The organism is Psychrobacter sp. NPDC064578 (genome assembly GCF_044901245.1).
GTDB lineage: Bacteria > Pseudomonadota > Gammaproteobacteria > Pseudomonadales > Moraxellaceae > Psychrobacter > Psychrobacter cibarius_C.
Genome location: NZ_JBJDPI010000005.1, coordinates 45,026 through 67,793 on the forward strand (window position 1 = coordinate 45,026; position 22,768 = coordinate 67,793).

16 protein-coding genes are annotated in these 22,768 nt (G+C 43.7%); 9 read left to right on the plus strand and 7 right to left on the minus strand.

The window, feature by feature from the left end:
• Positions 1 to 147: 147 nt before the first annotated feature.
• From ACI2JM_RS07165 to ispH, 6 genes are all read right to left on the minus strand, one after another.
• Complete coding sequence (locus ACI2JM_RS07165; protein ID WP_404643212.1) at positions 148 to 1,629, minus strand: C13 family peptidase; 1,482 nt, start codon at positions 1,627 to 1,629, stop codon at positions 148 to 150.
• A 346-nt stretch (positions 1,630 to 1,975) separates the two neighbouring features.
• Positions 1,976 to 3,991, minus strand: coding sequence for a molecular chaperone HtpG (gene htpG / locus ACI2JM_RS07170; protein ID WP_404643214.1), 2,016 nt, complete (start codon positions 3,989 to 3,991; stop codon positions 1,976 to 1,978).
• 257 nt (positions 3,992 to 4,248) lie between these two features.
• Positions 4,249 to 5,769: a catalase gene (locus tag ACI2JM_RS07175; protein ID WP_404643453.1), complete on the minus strand. Its 1,521-nt coding sequence runs from the start codon at positions 5,767 to 5,769 to the stop codon at positions 4,249 to 4,251.
• A 412-nt stretch (positions 5,770 to 6,181) separates the two neighbouring features.
• Positions 6,182 to 7,000, minus strand: coding sequence for a thioesterase family protein (locus tag ACI2JM_RS07180; RefSeq protein WP_404643216.1), 819 nt, complete (start codon positions 6,998 to 7,000; stop codon positions 6,182 to 6,184).
• A gap of 14 nt (positions 7,001 to 7,014) precedes the next feature.
• The gene (locus ACI2JM_RS07185; RefSeq protein WP_404643218.1) at positions 7,015 to 7,260 is read right to left on the minus strand and encodes a hypothetical protein; all 246 of its coding nucleotides are present in this window, start codon (positions 7,258 to 7,260) and stop codon (positions 7,015 to 7,017) included.
• A 52-nt stretch (positions 7,261 to 7,312) separates the two neighbouring features.
• Positions 7,313 to 8,269, minus strand: coding sequence for a 4-hydroxy-3-methylbut-2-enyl diphosphate reductase (ispH, locus tag ACI2JM_RS07190; protein WP_045444223.1), 957 nt, complete (start codon positions 8,267 to 8,269; stop codon positions 7,313 to 7,315).
• A gap of 482 nt (positions 8,270 to 8,751) precedes the next feature.
• Here ispH and gmk point away from each other — a divergent pair, with 482 nt between their 5' ends.
• The 8 genes from gmk to ACI2JM_RS07230 all read left to right on the plus strand — a co-directional run bounded on the left by gmk (position 8,752) and on the right by ACI2JM_RS07230 (position 20,241).
• Positions 8,752 to 9,378, plus strand: coding sequence for a guanylate kinase (gene gmk / locus ACI2JM_RS07195; RefSeq protein WP_055124697.1), 627 nt, complete (start codon positions 8,752 to 8,754; stop codon positions 9,376 to 9,378).
• Between the two features lie 221 nt (positions 9,379 to 9,599).
• On the plus strand, positions 9,600 to 9,860 hold the full coding sequence (gene rpoZ / locus ACI2JM_RS07200) for a DNA-directed RNA polymerase subunit omega (protein ID WP_045444217.1): 261 nt from the start codon (positions 9,600 to 9,602) through the stop codon (positions 9,858 to 9,860).
• Between the two features lie 412 nt (positions 9,861 to 10,272).
• Positions 10,273 to 12,471: a bifunctional (p)ppGpp synthetase/guanosine-3',5'-bis(diphosphate) 3'-pyrophosphohydrolase gene (locus ACI2JM_RS07205; RefSeq protein WP_045444214.1), complete on the plus strand. Its 2,199-nt coding sequence runs from the start codon at positions 10,273 to 10,275 to the stop codon at positions 12,469 to 12,471.
• Positions 12,472 to 12,721: 250 nt separating this feature from the next.
• Positions 12,722 to 13,102 (plus strand): RidA family protein, encoded by a 381-nt coding sequence (locus ACI2JM_RS07210; RefSeq protein WP_198329460.1) that lies wholly within the window; start codon positions 12,722 to 12,724, stop codon positions 13,100 to 13,102.
• 234 nt (positions 13,103 to 13,336) lie between these two features.
• Positions 13,337 to 15,622 (plus strand): primosomal protein N', encoded by a 2,286-nt coding sequence (locus ACI2JM_RS07215; protein ID WP_404643221.1) that lies wholly within the window; start codon positions 13,337 to 13,339, stop codon positions 15,620 to 15,622.
• A 321-nt stretch (positions 15,623 to 15,943) separates the two neighbouring features.
• Positions 15,944 to 17,071: a cation diffusion facilitator family transporter gene (locus tag ACI2JM_RS07220; protein ID WP_404643455.1), complete on the plus strand. Its 1,128-nt coding sequence runs from the start codon at positions 15,944 to 15,946 to the stop codon at positions 17,069 to 17,071.
• 503 nt (positions 17,072 to 17,574) lie between these two features.
• Positions 17,575 to 18,279 carry a hypothetical protein gene (locus ACI2JM_RS07225; RefSeq protein WP_404643223.1) on the plus strand — a complete coding sequence of 235 codons (705 nt, stop codon included), beginning with the start codon at positions 17,575 to 17,577 and terminating at the stop codon, positions 18,277 to 18,279.
• A gap of 75 nt (positions 18,280 to 18,354) precedes the next feature.
• Positions 18,355 to 20,241 carry a monovalent cation:proton antiporter-2 (CPA2) family protein gene (locus ACI2JM_RS07230; RefSeq protein WP_193008574.1) on the plus strand — a complete coding sequence of 629 codons (1,887 nt, stop codon included), beginning with the start codon at positions 18,355 to 18,357 and terminating at the stop codon, positions 20,239 to 20,241.
• Positions 20,242 to 20,314: 73 nt separating this feature from the next.
• Here ACI2JM_RS07230 and ACI2JM_RS07235 read toward each other — a convergent pair whose 3' ends face one another.
• Entirely contained in the window at positions 20,315 to 21,244 is a 930-nt protein-coding gene (locus ACI2JM_RS07235; protein WP_404643225.1) for a pilin, read from the minus strand.
• Between the two features lie 298 nt (positions 21,245 to 21,542).
• On the opposite strand from ACI2JM_RS07235, the gene trmB reads away from it, so the two are divergent.
• On the plus strand, positions 21,543 to 22,394 hold the full coding sequence (gene trmB, locus ACI2JM_RS07240; protein ID WP_404643227.1) for a tRNA (guanosine(46)-N7)-methyltransferase TrmB: 852 nt from the start codon (positions 21,543 to 21,545) through the stop codon (positions 22,392 to 22,394).
• Positions 22,395 to 22,768 lie beyond the last annotated feature (374 nt).

Below are 22,768 nucleotides of genomic sequence, written 5' to 3' on the forward strand. Positions count from 1 at the left end.
ACTCACTTAGTACTCAATCATTATACCATTCACAAGAATTAAAGTAGTAAGGAAAGCGAGTGTCAATATTACAGATTCTAAACTGAACGAGCTTAATACGGCTCATCGTGATTTTTGGGTTGCAGGTTTTGGATTTACTGTTAGTTGTTAATTGGCAGTGATCGCAGTATTAGCCACTGGCTGACCAGAAGCACTATCCTCTGCGATATTAATGGCGATAGAATCACTGTCATTAATAATGCTGGCAACTGGTGGTCGGGTTTTATCAAACAATACTTGTTCGAATGCTGGCAAAGCAGTCTCCATCAGACTACCAATCACCATCTGCGGCTCTGAGGGTTCAAAACCCATCGCACTTTCACGTTCATTCACACGCAAACGGGCATCTTTAAAGGCAGATTCAAAACTGGTATTGCCACGCAGGCTTTCAGCAAAAAACGCTTGCCCAAAATAGGTCATCTCAGCAGTATTGGTACAGCCAAACGATGCCTTATCCACCGCTGATGCGGTAATCACCACCGTGGTTGGGGAGGCCAATTCATCGATAAATGAGCCTGAATAGCAAGCAGATACCACAATCACCCGCCAGCGAATACCTGAAGCGTCTAGCGCCTCCCGTAACCATGCGGCGTCTAGATTCTCCATTGCTAATGGTGGATTTGCTAATTGAATGATATTTTCGTTGCCGTGTGAAGACAAGGTTAGGAATAACACATCCTCATCGGCATTCATCTGCTGACCAATTTTCTTTAATCCGCGCAGAATGCTGGTTTTGGTAGCGATTGGCTCATCAAGCCAACTATAAGTATTGTTGATCAACGAGAGTGAATGTCCACTAGTGCCAAAACGCACATCGAATAGCTCACGCACTTTATTAATCTCAGAGCGAAAAACATCTTGGCCAGAGAATCCTGCCACACCCATAAAATACCAGTCGGTCTTGCCTGAAGTACTGGGATCGATACTATTTAATGCTTGCTGTAACAAACGAGGTTGCTCATATAATGCTGCTTCTGCTAAAACAGGCTCTACAGGAATCTGCTTAAATATAGGCTGGTCCGCGACATTACGCTGCCAAATCGTCAACAGTGCGACTGCACCTACCAATACAATGACCCGCTCCCACCACGGTATGCGTAGACGACGAGAAAAAATCCATAATAACGCCAAGGTCTGCCATAAAAACAGCACCAAAAACAGTATGGGTAAAAGTGAATAGCTCCAATCTGGCAACCAACCATAACTGCCTAAAAACTGCACCAAACTTTGTAATAATGCAGATAAGGTATCAGCCACTAACCACAATACCACGGGCACAAACACCAACGTTTGATTGCCAGAACGCCGTGCCAAAATGATGCCGCCCAATAAAATTATCATCGGCCAAATCAAGTAGCTGACCAACCCTTGCTCATTAAAGATACTGCCATTTTCCGCGGCCAACCAAGAAAACAGTACATTACTACCGAGCGCTAAGAGTGCAAATACGGCAAACTGGATAAAGGTAGGTTTTACCCAAGAAAACGCGCGCGTCGACCCTACTAGCATCCACAAGGTTGCAATAATATTGGCAGCGAAATTGAGCGAAAAACGCTGAAGCGATACGGTTTTTAACGACGCAAGTGACAAAGACTTAAACCTCTAGCCAGTCGAGAAAAGAAAGTGAGTTGATGATGATTTTTGGTGTGGCAGCTACCTACGAAATGTCATTAATTCACATTTTTTATATAGCATATGGACATCAAGATTACATGCAATTCACAATGAGATGATTTTAAGAGACGAATAGCAAAAACTAAAAACATGACTAAACAGTTTAGCTCGCTAATATAACGCGATTGTAACGGATTGTCGGTCAAGAGGATAAGGCTGATTTGTAAAATTCGCTTAAATTTGGCTAAGAACATATAAAAAAGGAGGTCTTGAATCCAAGACCTCCTTTTTTCTCAATAATGACTGTATCAAAGACTCACTACTATCTCATCAAAAGCTCATTCACACGTTTTAAGTAAGCAGCTGGATCATCTAACTGACCGCCATCTGCTAACAATGCTTGGTCAAAAATCACTTGCGCCAATTTATCAAAATCGACGTCAGATTGCTCGCTACTTTCAAGCTTTTTAATCAATGGATGATCAGGGTTGACCTCTAACGTCGGCTTGCTCTCTGGCACATCTTGACCCATTTGCTTCAGCATCTGAATCATTTGTGGTGATAGCTCACCTTCCCCAACGACTAGGCAGGCAGGACTATCAACCAAACGCGTCGATACTTTAACGTCTTTGGCACGTTCGCCTAACGCTGCTTTAAGTTTATCAACGACTGGCTTCATGGTTTCTTGCGCTTTTTCAGCTTCCGCTTTTTCGGCTTCGTCTTGCAAGTCGCCCAAATCAACCGCGCCTTTGGCGATGTTTTGTAGCGGTGTCTCATCAAATGAAGTTAAGAAGTTCATTGCCCATTCATCGACACGGCTGATCATCAAAATAACTTCGATACCTTTCTTTTTGAACAGCTCAAGTTGTGGACTATTTTTAGCAGCCGCTAGATTGTCAGCCGTTAGATAATAAATGGCTTTTTGACCGTCTTTCATACGCGCTTTATAGTCTTCAAAGCTGGTCGTCACACTATCCTGAGTACTGGTCGCATAGCGGAGCAATTTGGCAATACGTTCTTGATTGCCCATGTCTTCGCCAACGCCTTCTTTGATAACATCACCAAATTCAGCGTAGAACTGCGCGAATTTTTCTTGCTTATCACTGTCTTCACTGTTGGCAAGACTGGCGAGCAAAGTCAAAATGCGACGGGCGTTACCATCACGGATTGATTTTACATCACGCGACTCTTGTAATAGCTCGCGGCTCACGTTCAATGGCAAGTCTGCTGAATCAATCACCCCTTTCACGAAACGCAGGTACATTGGCAATAATTGCTCAGCTTCATCCATAATAAAGACGCGCTTCACGTATAGCTTTAGACCATGCTGCTGCTCACGAGTGTACAAATCGACAGGGGCTTTTTTCGGAATATACAATAACTGCGTATACTGAACGCGACCTTCGACACGGTTATGCGTCCATGCTAGTGGCGCATCCATGTCATAGGTGATATTTTTATAAAAATCGATATACTCTTCATCTTCAATCTCAGATGCCGTACGTGTCCATAGCGCGCTGGCTTTGTTGATAGTTTCCCATTCATCGGTCAATACCATCTCGCCGCTGGTTGGAGCGCTGTTTTCTTCAGAATCGTCGCCCTCTTCTTTGACATCTTCTTGCCAAACTTCTTTACGCATCTGAATCGGTAAGCTGATATGGTCTGAGTATTTATTAACCAACTGCTTAATTTTGCCACGGTCTAAATAGCTGTCTTCACCCTCACTATATTGCTCTTTTAAATGCAAAGTAATGGCGGTGCCACGAGTTTCTTTCGTGATAGGTTCAACAGTAAAGCTACCGGTACCATCTGATACCCAGCGCACGCCCTTATCCGCAGGCTCGCCCGCTTTACGTGTTTCAACGCTAATCGTATCGGCAACGATAAAACCTGAATAGAAGCCAACCCCAAACTGTCCGATTAATTGACCATCTTGCTTTTGTGATTCAGACAGCTTGTCTAAAAATGCTTTAGTACCGGACTTGGCAATCGTACCCAAGTTTTCTATGGCATCTGCTTCATTCATGCCAATACCATTATCGGTAAAGGTGATGGTTTTGGCATCTTCATCGACCGCAATGCGAATTTTTAGCTCACCATCGTCTTCATAAAGACTGTCATCATTGGTCGCTTCAAAGCGCAATTTATCACAGGCATCAGAGGCGTTTGAAACCAGCTCACGCACAAAGATATCAGAATTAGAATAAAGCGAATGAGTCACTAGATGTAGCAGTTGCGCCACTTCCGCCTCAAAGGTATGTTTTTTTAATTCAGGGCTGCTTTTATTAACATTGATGCTATCAACTTTTTGGTTATCAACTGGGGTCTGTTCACTCATAAAAAACTCCTTTAATTTATGTCAAAAACGTATCACAAAATAGCAAGCATTCAACTGTCTCTACTCAGCTATAAATTAAGCAGTTCAATTTCGAATATCGCTAAGCTGTTTATACTAATAGGGGCGCAGCAGAAAATTTCAAGCTAAAAAGCACAATTCAACAAAAACACCGCCCTAGTTTCCTAAGGCGGTGTCGTTATATCGATAATAGGTTTAGCAAATAGATTTAGTAATACGTTTTTAGATAGAGCTATCAACTATAAGCAGCTAGGCAAATGCAGCGCTGGATCTGACTCACGAGCATTCATCGCATTTTCAACCGTTAAGCCTAGTGCTTTAGCAACGCCTTCGCCATAAGCGGCATCACACCAGTTACAGTTGCGAATGTGGCGATACTGAATAAAGTCCGGCACACCAGCCATATTATTCGCTGTGTTTTCAAATAGCACTTGTTGTTGCTCAGCACTCATCAAATTAAACAATGCGCGAGGTTGGCTAAAATAATCGCTATCATCTTCACGGAAGTCATAATGCGCCGCATAGCCGTCAATTTTTAATGGTGGCTCAGCATAATCAGGCTGCTCTTGCCACTGGCTAAAGCTGTTTGGCTCATAATGCGGGCGACTGCCATAGTTATCATCGACACGGCCTTGACCATCACGATGATTGCTCATCACAGGGCAACGCGGCTTATTTACTGGAATCTGTTGATGATTGACACCAACACGATAACGCTGAGCATCGGCATAGTTAACCAAGCGGTTTTGTAGCATTTTATCTGGTGAGACACTAATACCCGGTACTAAATTACTTGGGGCAAATGCGGCTTGTTCCACATCGACAAAGTAGTTGTCAGAGTTTTTGTTTAATTCAAACTCACCCACTTCAATCAGCGGATAATCCCCTTTTGGCCATACTTTGGTCAAGTCAAACGGATGATAAGGAACAGTATCCGCCTCAGCTTCTGGCATGATTTGCACATACATTTTCCATTTTGGGAAATCGCCATTTTCGATGGCATCGTACAAGTCTTTTTGATGACTCTCACGATCAGAACCAACCACCTCTGCCGCTTCTGCATCGGTCAAGTTCTTAATGCCTTGTTGCGTACGGAAATGGAATTTTACCCAAAAACGTTCTTTGGCTTCGTTCCAAAAACTATAGGTGTGCGAGCCAAAACCATGCATATTTCTGTACGAGGCTGGCAGACCGCGATCACTCATAACGATAGTAACTTGATGCAAAGCTTCTGGTAATAAAGTCCAAAAGTCCCAGTTGTTGGTCGCCGAACGCATATTGGTACGTGGATCGCGTTTGACGGCTTTGTTTAAATCTGGGAATTTGCGCGGATCACGTAAGAAGAACACAGGTGTATTATTTCCCACCATGTCCCAGTTACCTTCTTCGGTGTAGAATTTCAAAGCAAATCCGCGAATGTCGCGCTCGGCATCAGCCGCGCCGCGCTCACCTGCGACGGTACTAAAGCGTGCAAACATCTCAGTCTGTTTACCCACTTCGCTAAAAATATCCGCACGGGTATATTTAGTGATGTCATTGGTCACGGTAAAAGTACCAAATGCGCCAGAGCCTTTGGCGTGCATACGGCGCTCTGGAATCACTTCACGGACGAAATTTCCTAACTTTTCATTGAGCCAAACATCTTGCGCCAATAATGGGCCGCGTTTGCCAGCGGTCATGCTGTTTTGATTATCTGCCACTGGTGCGCCATTGCCCATGGTCAATTGGGTCGGTGCGTAAGGACATTTTTTATCACTCATATCGTTGTTTATGTCGTTGCTCATAATCATACTCCTGTGAATAGCAAATGGATTAAAGTACAAAATCTATTCTGAATACGCTTCTATTAATAGTTCCAGAATAGTTGTCAGCTTGTTCGAAAAACGGTTTGTTTTTTTCATAGTAATGTCTAATGACAGTCATGTTCTGTGGTTAGTTACTATTACAACCCATTACCATTGATTTGTATAATTAATTAATTACATGCTTTCGTTTTGTTTTTCAGAACCACTTAACTTGTTTTCTACTCATGCAAATACTTTACTCCTTAGGATGTTTGTTATTAACATCGATAAATATTAACAGTGCAAGCACTCTCTATTAGCCTTGCTATCACTTTTTTAAAGCGAATTGACCATATCAAATAGAGCTTAATTAAATACCACAGAGCAATTAACGCGGCATCGGACGAATGGTCAAAATTTGCTCACTACGACCAAAAGGGCCATGAACGTCATGCAACACAGCGCTCGTTAAGCCAATGCCATCATTGCCATACTGCTGCACCGCTTCGATGCCAAGCCAGCGACCTTGCGGCGCGCGGTGCATATGAATTTGCAAATCCGTATTGGGAAACATCCATTCTAATTCTGACAAGCCAAGCCCAAGGCGCGGCACAACGCCATTGGCCGTATCAACCATGCCCAATAGATGCACCAAGTCATCAGTTGGCTTGCCCTCGATCATATCCACATCGTTAGTAATCCAGACCATACCGCGTCCTGGGCGACGCTGCGTATCATCAGCGACCAAGCGCACACTCTCAATAAACCCGCCCGGCCAGCCTTTCATGTCTTCCCAAATGGGCAACTCTTCGGGCTTATGTACCGCTTTTTGGTCTTCAATGCCTGCAATCTCACTGGTATCTTGGGTCATTAGACGCCATGCCCGCGCAATAATCGCATCACGACCGCGACTGCTCATGACTGATTCAATCAGCTCAATGGTCTTGCCCGGACGAATACAACGCGTGGTAATGGTAAAGTCATCCAGTGGAATCAATCCTAAGATATCTAGACTGATACGAGCGATACGCATGTTTTCTTGCGGCGCATAACCGTTGAGCTCAGCCGTGAGCAATCCTGTCGCTGGTGCCATATGCTGTTCATGCTCATTCCAAGCGCCTTGGGCATGCTTGGTGGGCTGATAATGTGCGATGTTGACGCCGTCTTCTCGCTGTTCGCGTTTGATAAAGTTATAATAAGCTGACATGACTGTCCTATGATTTATTTGATAAGCTCTTGTTGTTTTAACTTAAGAACCTGTCGACTCTTAATGACAAAAAATAATGCAACGACCATCGCGGCAATTAAGACGCCATAAAAAATATTCTTTTCTCGCATAAAATGCAGAATATTACTGCCTAACACGAATCCCACCACCACGATGACAAACAAATTCACTTTCAATTGTTTGTTAACCTCAGCGAGAGTGGCTTCTGCCAATACAAATCCTTTTTTTTGCTTTTTCATTTTGCATTACCTACTATACGTTACCTATTAGATGTTTTGTACAGAGTCTTATCTATTTACCCACTTGGGTGACTGGGATACGCAAGGCTTTAGGCAGACTGAAAGTGACATTTTCTTCGATGCCTGATAGCTCACTCGGTAAATCGCCACCCCAATCTTGCAGCTGCTGTAGCACTTCTTGAATCAGTACTTCGGGTGCTGATGCGCCAGCGGTGACGCCGATACTCTGCACACCATCCAACCAGCTTTTATCCATCTCACTGGCATTATCGATTAAATACGCACGGCAATTCATCCGCTCAGCCAGCTCACGCAGACGATTAGAGTTTGATGAATTGGGCGAGCCGACCACCAAGACCACCTCACAGCGACTGGCTAAGTCTTTTACCGCATCTTGGCGGTTTTGCGTGGCATAACAGATATCGTCTTTGCGCGGACCTTGAATACTAGGGAATTTTTCACGCAGTGCATCGATAACGCGCGCCGTGTCATCCATAGATAAGGTGGTTTGGGTAACAAATGCCAAACGTTCGGCATTTTGTACGCTCAATGCTGCCACATCGGCTTCGTTTTCAACCAAATGAATGTGACCGCCGTGGCGACGGTTAAAGCGCCCCATCGTGCCTTCCACTTCAGGATGTCCAGCGTGCCCAATCAATACCGCATCCATACCCTCTTGCGCAAATTTAGCGACTTCGATATGTACCTTAGTGACCAGTGGACAAGTGGCATCAAATACGGTCAAATCGCGGCGCTCAGCCTCATCTTCGACAGCTTTTGATACGCCATGAGCAGAAAAAATAACGATAGAGCCATCTGGCACTTCATGAAGTTCTTCCACAAAGACCGCACCGCGATTGGCCAAATCAGAGACGACAAATTTATTATGTACCACCTCGTGACGGACATAAATGGGCGGTTCAAAACGTGTCAATGCTTCGTTCACAATCGCAATCGCGCGATCCACACCAGCACAAAATCCACGTGGATTGGCAAGATAAATTTGCATAAGAGGGCCTATCATTAGATAATTTATTATTAAAGCTTGAATACACGACATTACTGTCAAAAGCTTTAACTCAAAAATTGGGATGAATTCATTACGCTACTTTAGCATAATTTACTTTTATTGCCTTTGAAAATAGCACGGTACTAGAGGCTGTTTTAACTAGAAGCACACACATATTCATACGTTCAAAGTATTTATCTATAGTGGCAGCGTTAACTGCACTTAATGCACTAAAAATGTGATTTATAATAAGTCGCCCTATGCCATCTTTACGCCGCTTCGATGATAACGACTGGTCAAAGGCGGCTTTAATTAAAATAAAAGCCACAAAAGCAGTTTATAATAGTGCATCGATGACAATGTCTATCGCCATACATGATGGCGATTTTTCTTTTTACCAGTTTTGAATTGTTTACTAAAACAGCTTTCGCTCTTTTACTCGCACAGATTTGACTAGCACACACTCCATTAGGACACATTGTATGACAGGTTCATTATTTATTATTACTGCCGCCTCAGGTACGGGCAAAACCTCACTGGTAAAGCAGCTACTTGCCACGACTAATGACTTAACCGTCAGCGTATCACACACCACGCGCACGCCGCGTCCCGGCGAGATTGATGGTCATCATTATCATTTTACCGACGTCGAAAAGTTTGTGACTGCCATCGGTGAAAACAAGTTTTTAGAACATGCTGAGGTCTTTGGTAATTACTATGGCACCTCGGAGCAAAGTGTGCGGACGCAGTTAGAAGCAGGCGTCGATGTTATCTTAGAGATTGATTGGCAGGGCGCACTACAAGTCAAAAAAATCTTTACTGACGCCATTATGATTTTTATTTTACCGCCAAGTATTGCCACTTTACGTCAGCGCTTATCGACGCGTGGGCAAGATACTATGGAGGTAATAGAGCAACGTCTGGCTGGTGCAGTGACTGAGATGGCGCAATATGTCCATTTTGATTTTGTGATTATTAATGACAATTTTGAGGTCGCTTTGACTGAGCTAAAAGCCATTATCGTGGCGGACAGGCAGACGCTTAAGCGTCAACAGCAGCGGTATCATCGCACCATCAGCAATTTACTTAGCAATAAAGTAGAAGAGTAAAGCAAGAGCGAAATACTACTGTCAACTCAGTCGATGAGCGCTTATTAATAGATACCTTAATAGATACCTTAATAGATACGTTAATAGACACGCAAAAAGCAACTACGCGGCTGGGCAAAAAATGCTATAATGTCTCGCTATCCCCCTTTATATTTTGATATTATTTTTATTGAGTGGCGGGCAAGCTCCGTGACTAATAAAAACAACCGAGGTAGCTACATATGGCACGAGTGACGATTGAAGATTGTTTGGATAATGTTGATAATCGCTTTGAACTGATTTTAGTGGCAAGCAAACGCGCACGTCAATTGGCTAAAGGTATCGCTGAACCATTGGTTGATGTGGATAATGACAAGCCTACGGTATTGGCATTGCGTGAAATCGCTGCTGGTAAAATCACTCGCGATATCCTAAATCAGCCAGAGCACAACTTTGCCACCAGTTCATTAGATTTGGCACTGTCAGGCGATCATGGTTTTTAAGACACTGTATTATTAAGATACAGTATTGAAGATTTGTCGTATGAAGCCTATAAAGCTAACCACTGCCTTATAAGACAAATACACACAGTGATGACATATTGACTAGAGACCACAGCATAGGCTGTGGTTTTTTGGTTGTAATAGCTGGTTGCTGTGACATTGCTTTGACTGTTTTAGTCACCATTTATACCTCAAAACCTACCATTGAGTTAGAATTTCTAAATTTTTATAGCACCTGTTCGCTTAGCAGTTGACATTGAATGCGATTTACGATTAATTAGAGGATGGTCTACCTATTTTTATCTTTTTTCTCGAGATTTTTTATATTTATAGTATTCCAGCATTCATTCAGTCACCATTTACCCGATAGACAGTCAGGCAAACAGGTAATGGAAAATAGGATCGTTACTTTATGAGTCAAACCTTACCCAAACTCAGCCATCATTTAGTCGATGAGGCTCAATACAATTTACTGCGCTCAGTAGGTTACCTCACTGCTGCTGAACGCCGTGATATTATTGATGCCTGTGAGTTCGGTGATATTGCGCACATCAAAGATAAGCGTAAATCAGGAGAGCCTTATATCACCCACCCGATTGCGGTGGCCGAGATACTGGCAGGTTTTCGCTTGGATCGAGATACGATTATTGCAGCGATTTTGCATGATACGGTCGAAGACACCGAGGTGAGTGATGAGCAGATTGAGCAGCGCTATGGCAAAATAGTGGCGAGACTGGTCGACGGTGTGACTAAGCTAAAGTCATCCTCCCACAATAAACAGCAAAACAAAGCAGCCACCTTCCATAAAATTTTGACAGCCACCCTTGCCGACCCACGTGTATTGATTATTAAGCTTGCAGACCGCTTACATAATATGTCGACACTAGATGCAGTACGCCCAGAAAAACAACGCACTACAGCACAAGAAACATTGGACTTTTATGTGCCGTTTGCGCGGCTGATGGGTCTTAATGATATTGCCGATTATATTGAGGTGCTCTGTTATCGTAATCTTGATTCTGACATGTACAACAAACTGTCTGACAAGCTACTACAGCACGGGCTTGGGCGTAACTTTCAAAGAGAGGCCATCCATCGCTATCTGAGCATTGTCCTCAATAATTTGGGGTTGAATGGTCTGGTCAAAGTTTTAGACAATCGCGTGGTCATCTACCGTCAGTTTTTCCGTAATCGCGGTGAAATCAACGCTCTACTCCGTCATTATGCCTTTGAGATTGTCCTCGATAATGTCGAAGCCTGTGACAAGCTGGCCTATTACTTAATTAAAAAATACCAGATTGATGACTCTCATATCGCTGATAATATTCGTCGTCCGCTACCGGGTGGCAATCAGTCGCTCACGCTTATCTATGAGCGCGATAACGATGTCGTCAAAGTGACGATTTTGACCAAGCAAATGCAAAGCGCAGCGCGGCTTGGTGTCATCGGTGCAGAGCATGCCTCAGACGTTAGCCAATCGGTTATCCAAGCCTCATTACGCAATATGAAAGACTTGGTCGATGAAGACAGCTTAGATGAAAATAGCCCAGACTTTTCAGCGGCAGTCTCTACCATTAATGAGCTGATGGATTACCTACACTCCAGTAAAATCATCTGCTATAGTCCAAAGGGTCGCGCTTATGAGCTACCACAAGGCGCAACCGCACTAGACTTTGCTTACGCTGTCGGACCGATGGTCGGCAATGTAGCCGTTGGCGCCAATATCGATGGCAAAAAAGCCAAACTTGGCACAGTCGTTAAGAATGGGCAGCTGGTTGAAATAGAAGTCAATAGCCACTCAGAACCAAAAGCAGAATGGCTAGGATTTGTCGTGACCAATAAAGCACGTGAAGAGATTTTGCGTTGGTTTAAAGACTTGTCTCCTGCTGATAAGCAACACCATGGTCAACAAGCCTTAGATCGGGCGCTAAAAACCTATCAAAAAAGTCTCGATGACTTAACCGATAGTGATTGGAAAAACCTCACTGAATGGCGTGGCTTGACCGAAAAATCCGAACTATTTGAGCAAATAAGCTCTGGTACGTTACTACCACAGCTAGTGGTAACTCGCTTGTTTAGCGATGAAGTCAATGATTTACAAGCACAAGAACACAGCGATGATATGACCCAACCACAGCAGCTGATAGTCAATGCGTCTGGGGTTGAGCTTGATTTTGCCAATTGTTGTCATCCTATTTATGGTGACCCTATCGTCGGTCATTTGTCCCGTCACGGTCTGGTTGTTCATCGACACAAGTGCTTTTCACTTGACGATATTCGTAAAGACAATCCTTATCAGGTTATACAACTGCGCTGGCGTAATGACAAGGCCGTAAAACAAGGTGACGCTGGCGAGCATGACATAAAAAATACCGGAAAAATCCGCTTTCCAGCCTATTTAAAACTATCTATAGCCCTCAGCGACGAACAAATTACTGAAGTCATCTATCATTTACGCCAATTAAATATAGGGGTAGAAAAAGTAGATGTGCGTAGCAGTGACACCATCATCCATATCATCGTTCGTAGTCGCAATCATCTAGCGCAAGGCATTCGCGAGCTACGCTCCTTGCTAGGTTTTCCAAACATCATCAGGCTCTATCAGCTGTAGTGCTGGTAATAAGGTATAGTGCGCATGGTGTAGTGCGCGTGATACATCGTCACCAACACTCACTCAATAGAACATTGAATAATGGATTTAGAAAATTTTAGAAAGAACTGAAATAATGATAAACTGTGTTTTTTGATTTTTAGCAAATAAACGTAGAGCGTGTCATCATTTGTATGGTGAAAAACGAGATGTAAATGATGAATAATGCGCCCTTACCTACCAAACCAGAAAAAGATAAAAAGGATATAATATGACTCGTCAAACCATTCAAACTGATAAAGCCCCTGCTGCCGTTGGTACTTATTCACAAGCCGTCAAAGTCGGTAACACCGTCTATATTTCAGGACAACTGGGTTTTGACCCTGATACCATGGAATTAAAAGAAGGTTTTAAAGCACAGGCTGAGCAAGTGTTCGAAAACATCAAAGCCATCTGTGAAGCGGCTGGTGGCAGCTTAAATGACGTGGTTAAATTTAACGTGTCATTAACGGATTTGAATGATTTTGCGGCACTAAACGACGTGTTCGTTGCCAATTTGAGCGAGCCATATCCTGCCCGTGCAGCTGTCCAAGTAGCGGCGTTACCTAAAGGCGGTGTGGTCGAGATTGAGTCAATTTTATATATTAAGTAACTTAAGCCATATCATCATGTAAATGGTAAGGCTTAATACATAGACGTACTTAATTCTCAAGTCGTTACGTCAAAAAAGCAACTGCTAAAAACGCATGCCAGAGTAAGCCCAAATATCACTATTTGGGCTTACTGCTATTATTCTTATCAATATTACGATCCAGATATGTAAGAGTAGGTTATCTAAAAACTGTTTATCCAATAAACCATTTACCTGAAACTGGGAACGCATTCTATGTTGGTACAAGTTGCTCTACCCGTGCCCCTTTATCGGGTATTTGACTATAGCGTACCAGCAGATATCAACGCCTTATCAAGCCCTTCTTTACCTCATATTGGCTGCCGTGTCGAAGTATCCTTTGGTCGTCAAACTTTAATCGGTATCGTCATCGCTCATATTCCAGAAGCAAATAGCAGCGTGCCACTTAATAAGCTAAAACCTATCAATAAATGCTTGGATGCTGAGCCTATTTTAGAGACCAGTATGCTAAATCTGGCACATTGGCTAGCGCGTTATTACCACTACCCGCTTGGTGACGTTTTAGCAGTCATGCTGCCAACTCTCGTTCGTCAAGGTAAGCCGTTGGATTTACTGATTACCCATTGGCGAATTTTGCCGCAGGTAAGCGACGCTGACTTTCGTGCCAACGCCAAAAAACAAAAACAACAATTTGATATGCTTAAGCTGCATGGCGAGCGCGGCGCGAGTGAAGATGTTTTATTGCTAGAGGGCATGGAGAGGAGTTTTTTAAAGGCGCTCGAAGACAAAGGTTTAATCGAGCGCTATATTCAGACCAAACAAGCACCTGCGCCTGTTAAATTAGCGAAAATGCCCCTTGATCTCAATGACGAGCAACAACTCGCCGTTACCGCCATTATTGCGGCTCATGAAGCCAATCGCTACACGGGATTTTTATTAAATGGCATCACTGGTAGTGGCAAGACAGAAGTCTATCTGCAAGCGATGCAAGCCGTATTGGAAGCTGGCAAGCAGGTATTGATTTTGGTACCAGAGATTGGATTGACACCGCAAACGCGCGCGCGTTTCGCCAGTCGCTTTGCCGCTCAAATCGTCTTGCTACATTCAGGTATGAATAACACCCATCGCTTACAAGGTTGGCAAGACTGCCGTACGGGTCATGCTCAAATCATTATTGGCACGCGCTCAGCGGTGCTCTATCCTTTTGCAGATCTGGGCTTAATTGTCGTGGATGAAGCGCATGATGGTTCTTATAAGCAGCAAGATACCTTGCGATATCATGCCGCCGACGTGGCACTTTATCGCGGACTACAAGCCAATATCCCTGTCGTATTGGGTACGGCGACGCCATCTCTTGAGCATCTAAAACTGGTCGATGACGGTAAGCTGGTAGAGTGCCAACTGCAAACTCGTCCCGGTAATGCGAAGCTTGCAACCATGCAGCTGATTGATGCGCGCCTGCAAAGTACTCATCAACAAACAACGGACGACGGTGCGCGCTATGATACTGGGCTGACCGATGCACTTATTGGGGCAATACGGCAAACGCTAGAAGCGGGCGATCAAGTATTAATATTTTTAAACCGTCGCGGCTATGCGCCAGTTTTGCTCTGCGAAGCTTGCGGTTGGCAAGCAGATTGCCCGCGCTGCGACGCCCATTTAACCGTTCATTACAATAGCCAATCCCAACACAACGCTTATAGTAGCTCCTATTTAAAATGCCACCACTGCGACTGGCAAGCTTATATTCCAAAAGTTTGCCCTGATTGTGGCAGTCAAAATTTGGATGCCAAAGGAATGGGTACGACGAGGCTCAGCGAAAACCTGCATGCAATTTTTGCCAATCCGCAAACCAGCAAAGAGCTATATCCCATTATCCAAATTGATCGCGATACCACCAGACGTAAAGACAGTTGGGAGAATATCTACCAACGTATCAATCAAGGCAAGCCTGCCATTTTGGTTGGCACACAGATGGTCGCCAAAGGTCATCATTTCCCCAATGTTACACTTGTCTGCTTGCCAAACGCCGATCGTGGTTTCTTATCCGCCGACTTTCGCTCGCCAGAACATACCGCGCAATTGATGATTCAAGTCGCAGGGCGTGCCGGTCGTGGTGATAAATCCGGGCGCGTACTCATTCAAACATTGCAACCTGACAATGAGCTGTTATTAAAACTGGTCAAAGATGGTTATCTGTCATTTGCTCGCGAGCTATTGCAAGAGCGTAAAATGATGGGCTTGCCGCCGCATAGTTATGCTGCCTTGATACGCTGTGAAGGCAAAACCCTTGCCGCCACGACCCAAGCCCTTAAAGATGCGATTGCCATTTTGCCAAATGGTCATAATCTCGCCGTACTAGGACCTATCGATGCACCAATGAGCAAAAAGAATAGCCGTTACCACGTACAACTGCTACTTTTAGGCAAAGACAGACAGCAATTACACCATGTATTAAACCAATGGTGGCAGCCCGTATTGACCTTGCCAAGTGCCAAGTACCTTAAACTCACTTTGGATATCGACCCTGTTGGTTGGTAGCCGCCAATTACTAACCATCACTTTTTAACTCAGATTATTCTGTCCGCTACTAGGCCGTGTCCCTATTTAGAGGATAATCGATTGAACTGAGGATACGCCCTCAAGAACGTTATTCTAAATAGTAACCAATGGTATACTGCCTAGATACAGCAAGCATTTATTAAATATGCTAAATTCTTTATATCTGGCTAGTCCGCGTACAGTAAGCCCAGCCTTATAAGCAATCAAATTTCCTCTTCTGTCATTCTGAGTGTTGTTATGAGTCAAAATAAATCAAACGCTGAACAAGGCAACCATTCTCATCAGAATGATACTGTTAATATGGCTAACCATCTGCATAAAGATGATGAGAGCAACTACACTCATGACAATCAAGCCACTCACGATCACGATGAACACTTAGAGCAAACAACAGCCCCAAGAGACACCAAGGGCTATCAGCGCACCTTGCTGCTTAGCTTTATCATTATCACAGGCTATATGTTTATTGAAGCCATCGGTGGCTGGCTGACTGGCAGTTTGGCGCTATTATCTGATGCAGGTCACATGCTCAGTGATGCAATCGCACTTGGCGCGACGTTAATGGCCTTTAAGATTGGTGAAAAAGCAGCCACTCATCAAAAGACGTTTGGTTATAAACGCTTTGAGATTTTAGTCGCAACAGTCAATGGTGCGACGCTGGTCATTATTGCGCTAATGATTTTTTATGAGGCGATTAAGCGCTTTAATTCACCGCCTGAAATTGCTACCCAAGGCATGCTTATCGTTGCTACTATCGGTATGTTGGTCAATATTTTGGTCGCTTGGCTGATGCATCGAGGCAGTCGCGGTGGAGATGCGCATAGTCACAGTCATGCTGGTAGTCACAAAGACAGTCACGAAGACACTCAAGGAAAAAATGAGAGTAAAGCTCCAGTTAACCTTAATATGCAAAGTGCTTACCTGCATGTATTGAGTGACTTAATGGGTTCGGTTGCCGCTATTATTGCTGCGCTTTTGATGATGAGCTTCGGCTGGGTTTGGGCGGATGCAGCGGCCTCGGTGATTGTTGCGATACTGATATTATTTAGTGGTTACCGCGTTGTGCGTGATTCCGTACATATTTTGATGGAAGGCACGCCAGAAGGCATATCCTTAGTGGATGTCGAAAAAAAACTGCTTACCCATCCGCAAGTACAAGAAGTCCATGATTTGCATGTTTGGAGTATTACCAGTGGTCTAAATGCCTTGTCTTGTCACGTCGTTGTCGATGGCGAGATGAGTATTCATGAATCCAGCATATTGATTGCCCGTTTAGAACAAAGCTTGCTTACGCTTGGTATCCATCATGCGACCATTCAGGTAGAAAGCGCATCACATCCGCGAACTGAGGCACATAGCGATGCGCTGGTCTGCGATATCTCAGAACAACAAACAGAGGGTAATAATCATATTGGTCACAATCATTAAGCATGAGACATTGAGAATCAGACTTTGAAAGTCAGACATTAAACATTGGAAAGACCATTCTTCATTCAAGTATCAATTTAAACGTTGTCTATGATTGGTGACGTTTCATCAAGTGGTGGCAATCATAACGTTATATGCACCAAATTAGCCAAAGCGTTGTTATTGACCAAACACCTAACCCCAACGATAAGAATATGATTCAAATCCAAAAATCTCATGCGTCAGTCCTGCCCCGAAAATCCTTAAAATTATTTTACTAAAAGTCTTAAATAATCCGCGCAACTTACTATCAGCGGATGAATCATTCATGCATGAACATAACTTATTATGCGCCAACATAAATAGGCTTTATTTTAAATAAGCTGATATCACACCGATTTTTAGCATTGTAATGGCATGTTAAAAATGATGGGAAATTTAGCCTCGCCGCCATATTTTTCATATAAATTCTGTATACTTAAAGCTGAAGCACCCAATTTACCACTAATGGATTATTTTCTGCCATGTCGAGACGCTCAGCTCCTTTTGTTGCTCCAAGCTACATTGATGACCCTATCTCAGCAGAGGGTAAAAAGCATGCCAAAGCATTGTTATCGACGCTGCAAGAAGACATTGCTAGCTTTCGAGATGAGCAGTTTCCGCCTGATATTTTGCGTCAAATTCGTGACATGCCAATTTATGAAGGCAATATCGCCGAAGTCCAAGCCTATCAGCAGCGTTGGCATAATCTGCTTGAGCGCGCCATGGCGTTTTATCCTGCTGCCAATCTACCGCCCGATCATCTGCCACTACCAGCCAGCCTTGAGATACCGCAATTTATCTATCATGTTCAAAGGCTACATTTGACCAAGACTCGTGCAAAAGAATCCAAAAGCTTCGGTTCGGTCGGTGCGCTTACTGATAAGTGTGGTGACTATAGTGCTGATGAAATTGCGCGTATGAGTGCAGTATTTGATAATGATTATGAGGCGCGTTTGGTGGCGCATCGTGAATTTATTGATTTGCGCGCCTATGTATTTTGCCGTGATAGCAAGGGCGAGATGCTGGAGCCTGAACGCGTGCGTTTTTATCGAACGGGGCTTATCGTCCATGCGCTGCCCGATTTCAAAATCGTAGACAGTCGCCAGACCCCGCGTAAGCGCCGTAACGATGCTTATAACAATCCACTTGCCGATAATGGTGTGTGGAAGATTTATCGTAAAAAATAACGTATGCTAAGATTTTTTATTTTTGCCATGCCCATATTGTACCGCTTATTTTATCATGACTGCTAAGGATTCCAGATGTTCGCTGCCGCCACCGGCTCACCAAATTTAATGTTACAAGCTACAATCTTCTTAGGAGCAGCCCTGCTCTTTGTACCCCTTGGTAAACGTTTTGGCATTGCGACGGTCTTAGGTTATCTCATTACAGGATTGATATTGGGGCCCAGTGGTCTGGACGTCGCAGGCGATGCTGAGAGCTTGTTGCACTTCTCTGAGTTTGGCGTGGTCATGCTACTGTTCATTATCGGGCTTGAGCTGCAACCCTCACGATTATGGGCACTGCGGCGTTCGATATTTGTCCTCGGTGGTTTGCAAGTTGGTCTGACTGGCACATTATTAATGGGGCTGTTACATCAAATTTTTGGCTTACAGCTCGATACTGCTTTTATCGTCGGTTTTGGCCTTGCCTTGTCGTCCACAGCTTTTGTACTACAAATACTGACGGAAAAACAGCAGCTTTCTAGCACCCACGGTCGTGAAGCGTTCACGATTTTATTATTCCAAGATATTGCGGTCATCCCATTGTTAGCCGTCATTCCTTTCCTATCAGGGGTGCGCGAACAAAGTTATGATTTGATTTATTTTGGCAAAGTTTTTGCGGTTTTTGCTGGACTGATTTTTGCTAGTCGTTATGTCGTTCGTCCCTTCTTTAAGTTTGTAGCGTCTAGTGGTGCATCAGAATTGCTGACCGCCGTTGCGCTATTTATCGTGATGGGTGTGTCTATTTTGATGGGTCAAATTGGTTTATCCATGGCATTGGGTGCTTTTTTGACAGGGGTACTGCTCGCAGATTCTGAGTATCGTCATGAGCTAGAAGCCAGTATTGAGCCATTTAAAGGGTTGCTACTTGGCTTATTTTTTATGTCGGTCGGTATGCTGACTGATGTCAAACTTATCTTGGCAAAACCTATGTTTATCATTGGCTGTGCAATGGCATTGATGGCTATCAAATTTGGTGTCATTACCGCCATTGCAAAGATATCAGGCAATCGCTGGCCAACCAGTATCAGACTGGGTGTGACGCTCGCTCAAGGTGGTGAATTTGCTTTTGTTTTATTCAGTGTCGCTACTGCTCAAAATGTCTTACGACCTGAGCTTGCCAATACCCTGAACCTTATCGTCACTATCTCCATGGCACTCACACCGCTGGCATTTTTGTTACTTGAGAAAATCGGTGAGCCTTTATTTGCCAAAAGCAAACCCAGCCGCGAATACGATGCCATTCCCGATCATGAACATCAAGTCATTATTGCTGGCTTTGGGCGCGTCGGTCAGATTATCGGTCGTGTACTACGCATGCATAACATCGAATTTACCGCCATCGAACGCTCAGCGAATCGCGTCGATTTCGTTCGTAAATTTGGTAACCAAGTCTATTACGGCGACCCAAAAAACCCTGAGATATTGCGCGCGGCTGGTATTAAAAAAGCCCGTGTGTTTATTTTGGCCATTGATGATTTAGAGCGCTCTATCACCACGGCTCAATACTTACGTAAAAACTATCCAGACTTGATTGTCTTGGCACGGGCACGTGACCGTCAGCATTATTATCGGTTACGTGAGGTCGGTGTGCGTCATATTTGGCGTGAGACTTACCTATCGTCCTTGGATATGTCGCGTGAGTCGCTACAACTGCTTGGCATCTCACCAGAAAAAGCGCGCGAGACGGTGCAAACTTTCCGCGATTACGACGATGACCTGATTGAACGTCAGCAAGCGATCTACGATGATGAAGCCAGCATGATTGAATCCGCACAATCAGCGATGGCAGAGCTAGAAAGCTTGTTTGATGAAGACATTGATAAAGCCCGAAAAATGGACTTAACAGATTTTTATGACGCGCTAAAAAGTAAAGCAACACCCGTTGATAAAAAGGACGATGTTGCAACTGACTCTAACACCTAAATATTTATATATTTTAAAGCGTGTTTGATGATTCACAAATAGTCAGTGTCATGGTTAAATCATCAAACATGCCCTAATCGGGCATACAGCTTGCTGGTGCCAGTTTCTTATTTAGTGAACTTGTACAGTTCCAACTATCGCTGTCTGGCACATGGTAAAAAACCAGTGTCTGCTGATTTAGATAGCGGATAGGGAACTGAACATTTTGTATGGTCGCAATGACTGCACAATCTGTTTCTACTACGCCAGCGGCCTCTTTATCGATATCAATTCGTATCTGCTGAGTGCCTGTATCGATAGGCAAATCCATTGGACATTGCCCTGTCTGTTGATAAATCAGTGCCACACGATTTTGTGCCGTTTTGGCTATATCATACGCATCGAACAGCACTTCATTGGCTTTTGGCTTGGCAATAATTGGCAGAAACTGTATCTTAATGACAATTAAAGCAAAAGCAAAAATACCAAACCCCAATCCTAACCCAAATAAACTGACCCCACCTTCTCGGCGCAGATGCACCTTTTGCGCTGCTTCATCACGCGGATAATCATCGATAGCATCTGCAATCTCACGTCGCGCCATGCGGTAATAATACGCATCCGTCCAACGCGCCACCATGAACGACCAAAATAACCAAATGATCGCGGCAATACCTATGCGTGTCGCCATCTGGTAAGCATCAGGGATGAAGGACATCGCCAAAAATTCAAACGCAACCAATACCAGTGCCACATTGAGCTGGATAAACGACCAGCCAGCCACGCTATAGACAATCGCATCCATATAGCGTTTGCGATAGAGGAGCCAAGGAAACGTCACAAAAAATGCTGCCCAATGCCATTTTGGCGACAGATAACCTTGCGCATCGAACTGCTCAAAACGTTTCAGATAATAATGCTGGCTACGGTGACCGATGAACCATTTATCAAGTTGTGTACGCTTAGCAGGAGTCAGCTGTTCTTGATAAAAAGGGGGCGGCGAATCCGTCTCGATAAATAGCATAGATGACCCCTATTAACGATGAAGAAAAATTTAAATCCATTACTCACTTTATATGATAACGCCAAAACCGATGTGCAGAACAGTAAAACGACAGATAAATACCGTTAATTCAATGTAAAAGAAAGTCAAGGTAACCGAATGCCAGTCTATATGTGATACGTCAAACAAGGTCAACGCTTTCACTCTTTTATGTTGGATCAGCGATAACAATATTAAAAAAGGATTGTGCGTTCACAGCTGTATAGATTTAACTTATAATAAGCATACATCACCCATTTTATGAAGCCTTGTCAATCCTATGAGTCAACATCCTGATATTAATGATAACATCGATAGTACGAATACTACTGATGAGCAAAAAGTCCTCAGCACTAATACCGAAAGCAATACTGATATTGACATTGAAGCAAGTATTAGTAATGAGAGTAAGCCTGAAGAAAGCAAACATCTACGTATCGTCAATACTTTTATGAAACGACGTACGCACATGAATAAAAATGCCGAACTGGCACTAACCGCGCCAGAATTTTCTGAGTACCTGGTTAATAACAGTTTCGGTGATGGCAATCTTGATGGTATTGACAATCTACGAATGCTATTCACTGATAGCCCTAACGGTAGTGAAGCACCGCTTACTTTAGAGATCGGTTTTGGACTGGGTGATTCGTTCATTGAGATGGCGGCAGCAGAACCTAGCCGCAATTTCGTTGGTATCGAAGTGCACGAACCAGGTATCGGTAAATGCGCCTATATGGCAGGTACGCAAGCGCTAACCAATGCCAAAATCATCAACGGTGACGCCATCCAATTGCTCAAGCAACTACCAGAAAACCATATCGATCGTATCCAGCTTTACTTCCCTGACCCATGGCAAAAAAAGCGCCATCACAAACGCCGCTTCGTCAGTGCTGAACGCATGGCGATTGTGACTCGTAGTCTAAAGCAAGGCGGCTGGTTCCATACCGCAACCGACTGGGAGCATTACGCCTTTTGGATGGTTGAAGTATTAGACGGTTTTACTGGTTTAACCAATCAAGCAGGCGCAGGTAACTTCACCGACCGCCCTGACTTTCGTCCAATGACCAAATTTGAGCGCCGCGGTATAAATAGTGGACATGGCGTTTGGGATTTAATCTATATCAAAGACTAGATTTGGGTCACTTATCTTCGATGACTTCTGCATAGCGGCTAAATTATTTAGCCGCTTTTTTGTGCTTGCAAATTATCTAATGACAATATTATTTGATTTTTTTCAGCTACAACCCTTAATAGACAAGCTATAAGTATTTTTATTAGAAATAATAAATTTTTTTTAATACGTGAAACATCGTCTATTTTCATAGAATTTTTAAATAAATAACGCTACATATAGGGGTAAAAAATACATTCCAGCGCCACACTCACAGGTTACCTACCTACTCAAACATTGATAGTATAAGGGATTCATGAGTTCTCCCCATAAGCTGTGGATAACCCTGTGCATAAGTACGCACTTGACAACAATTTCCCTAGATAGCTCAAAGG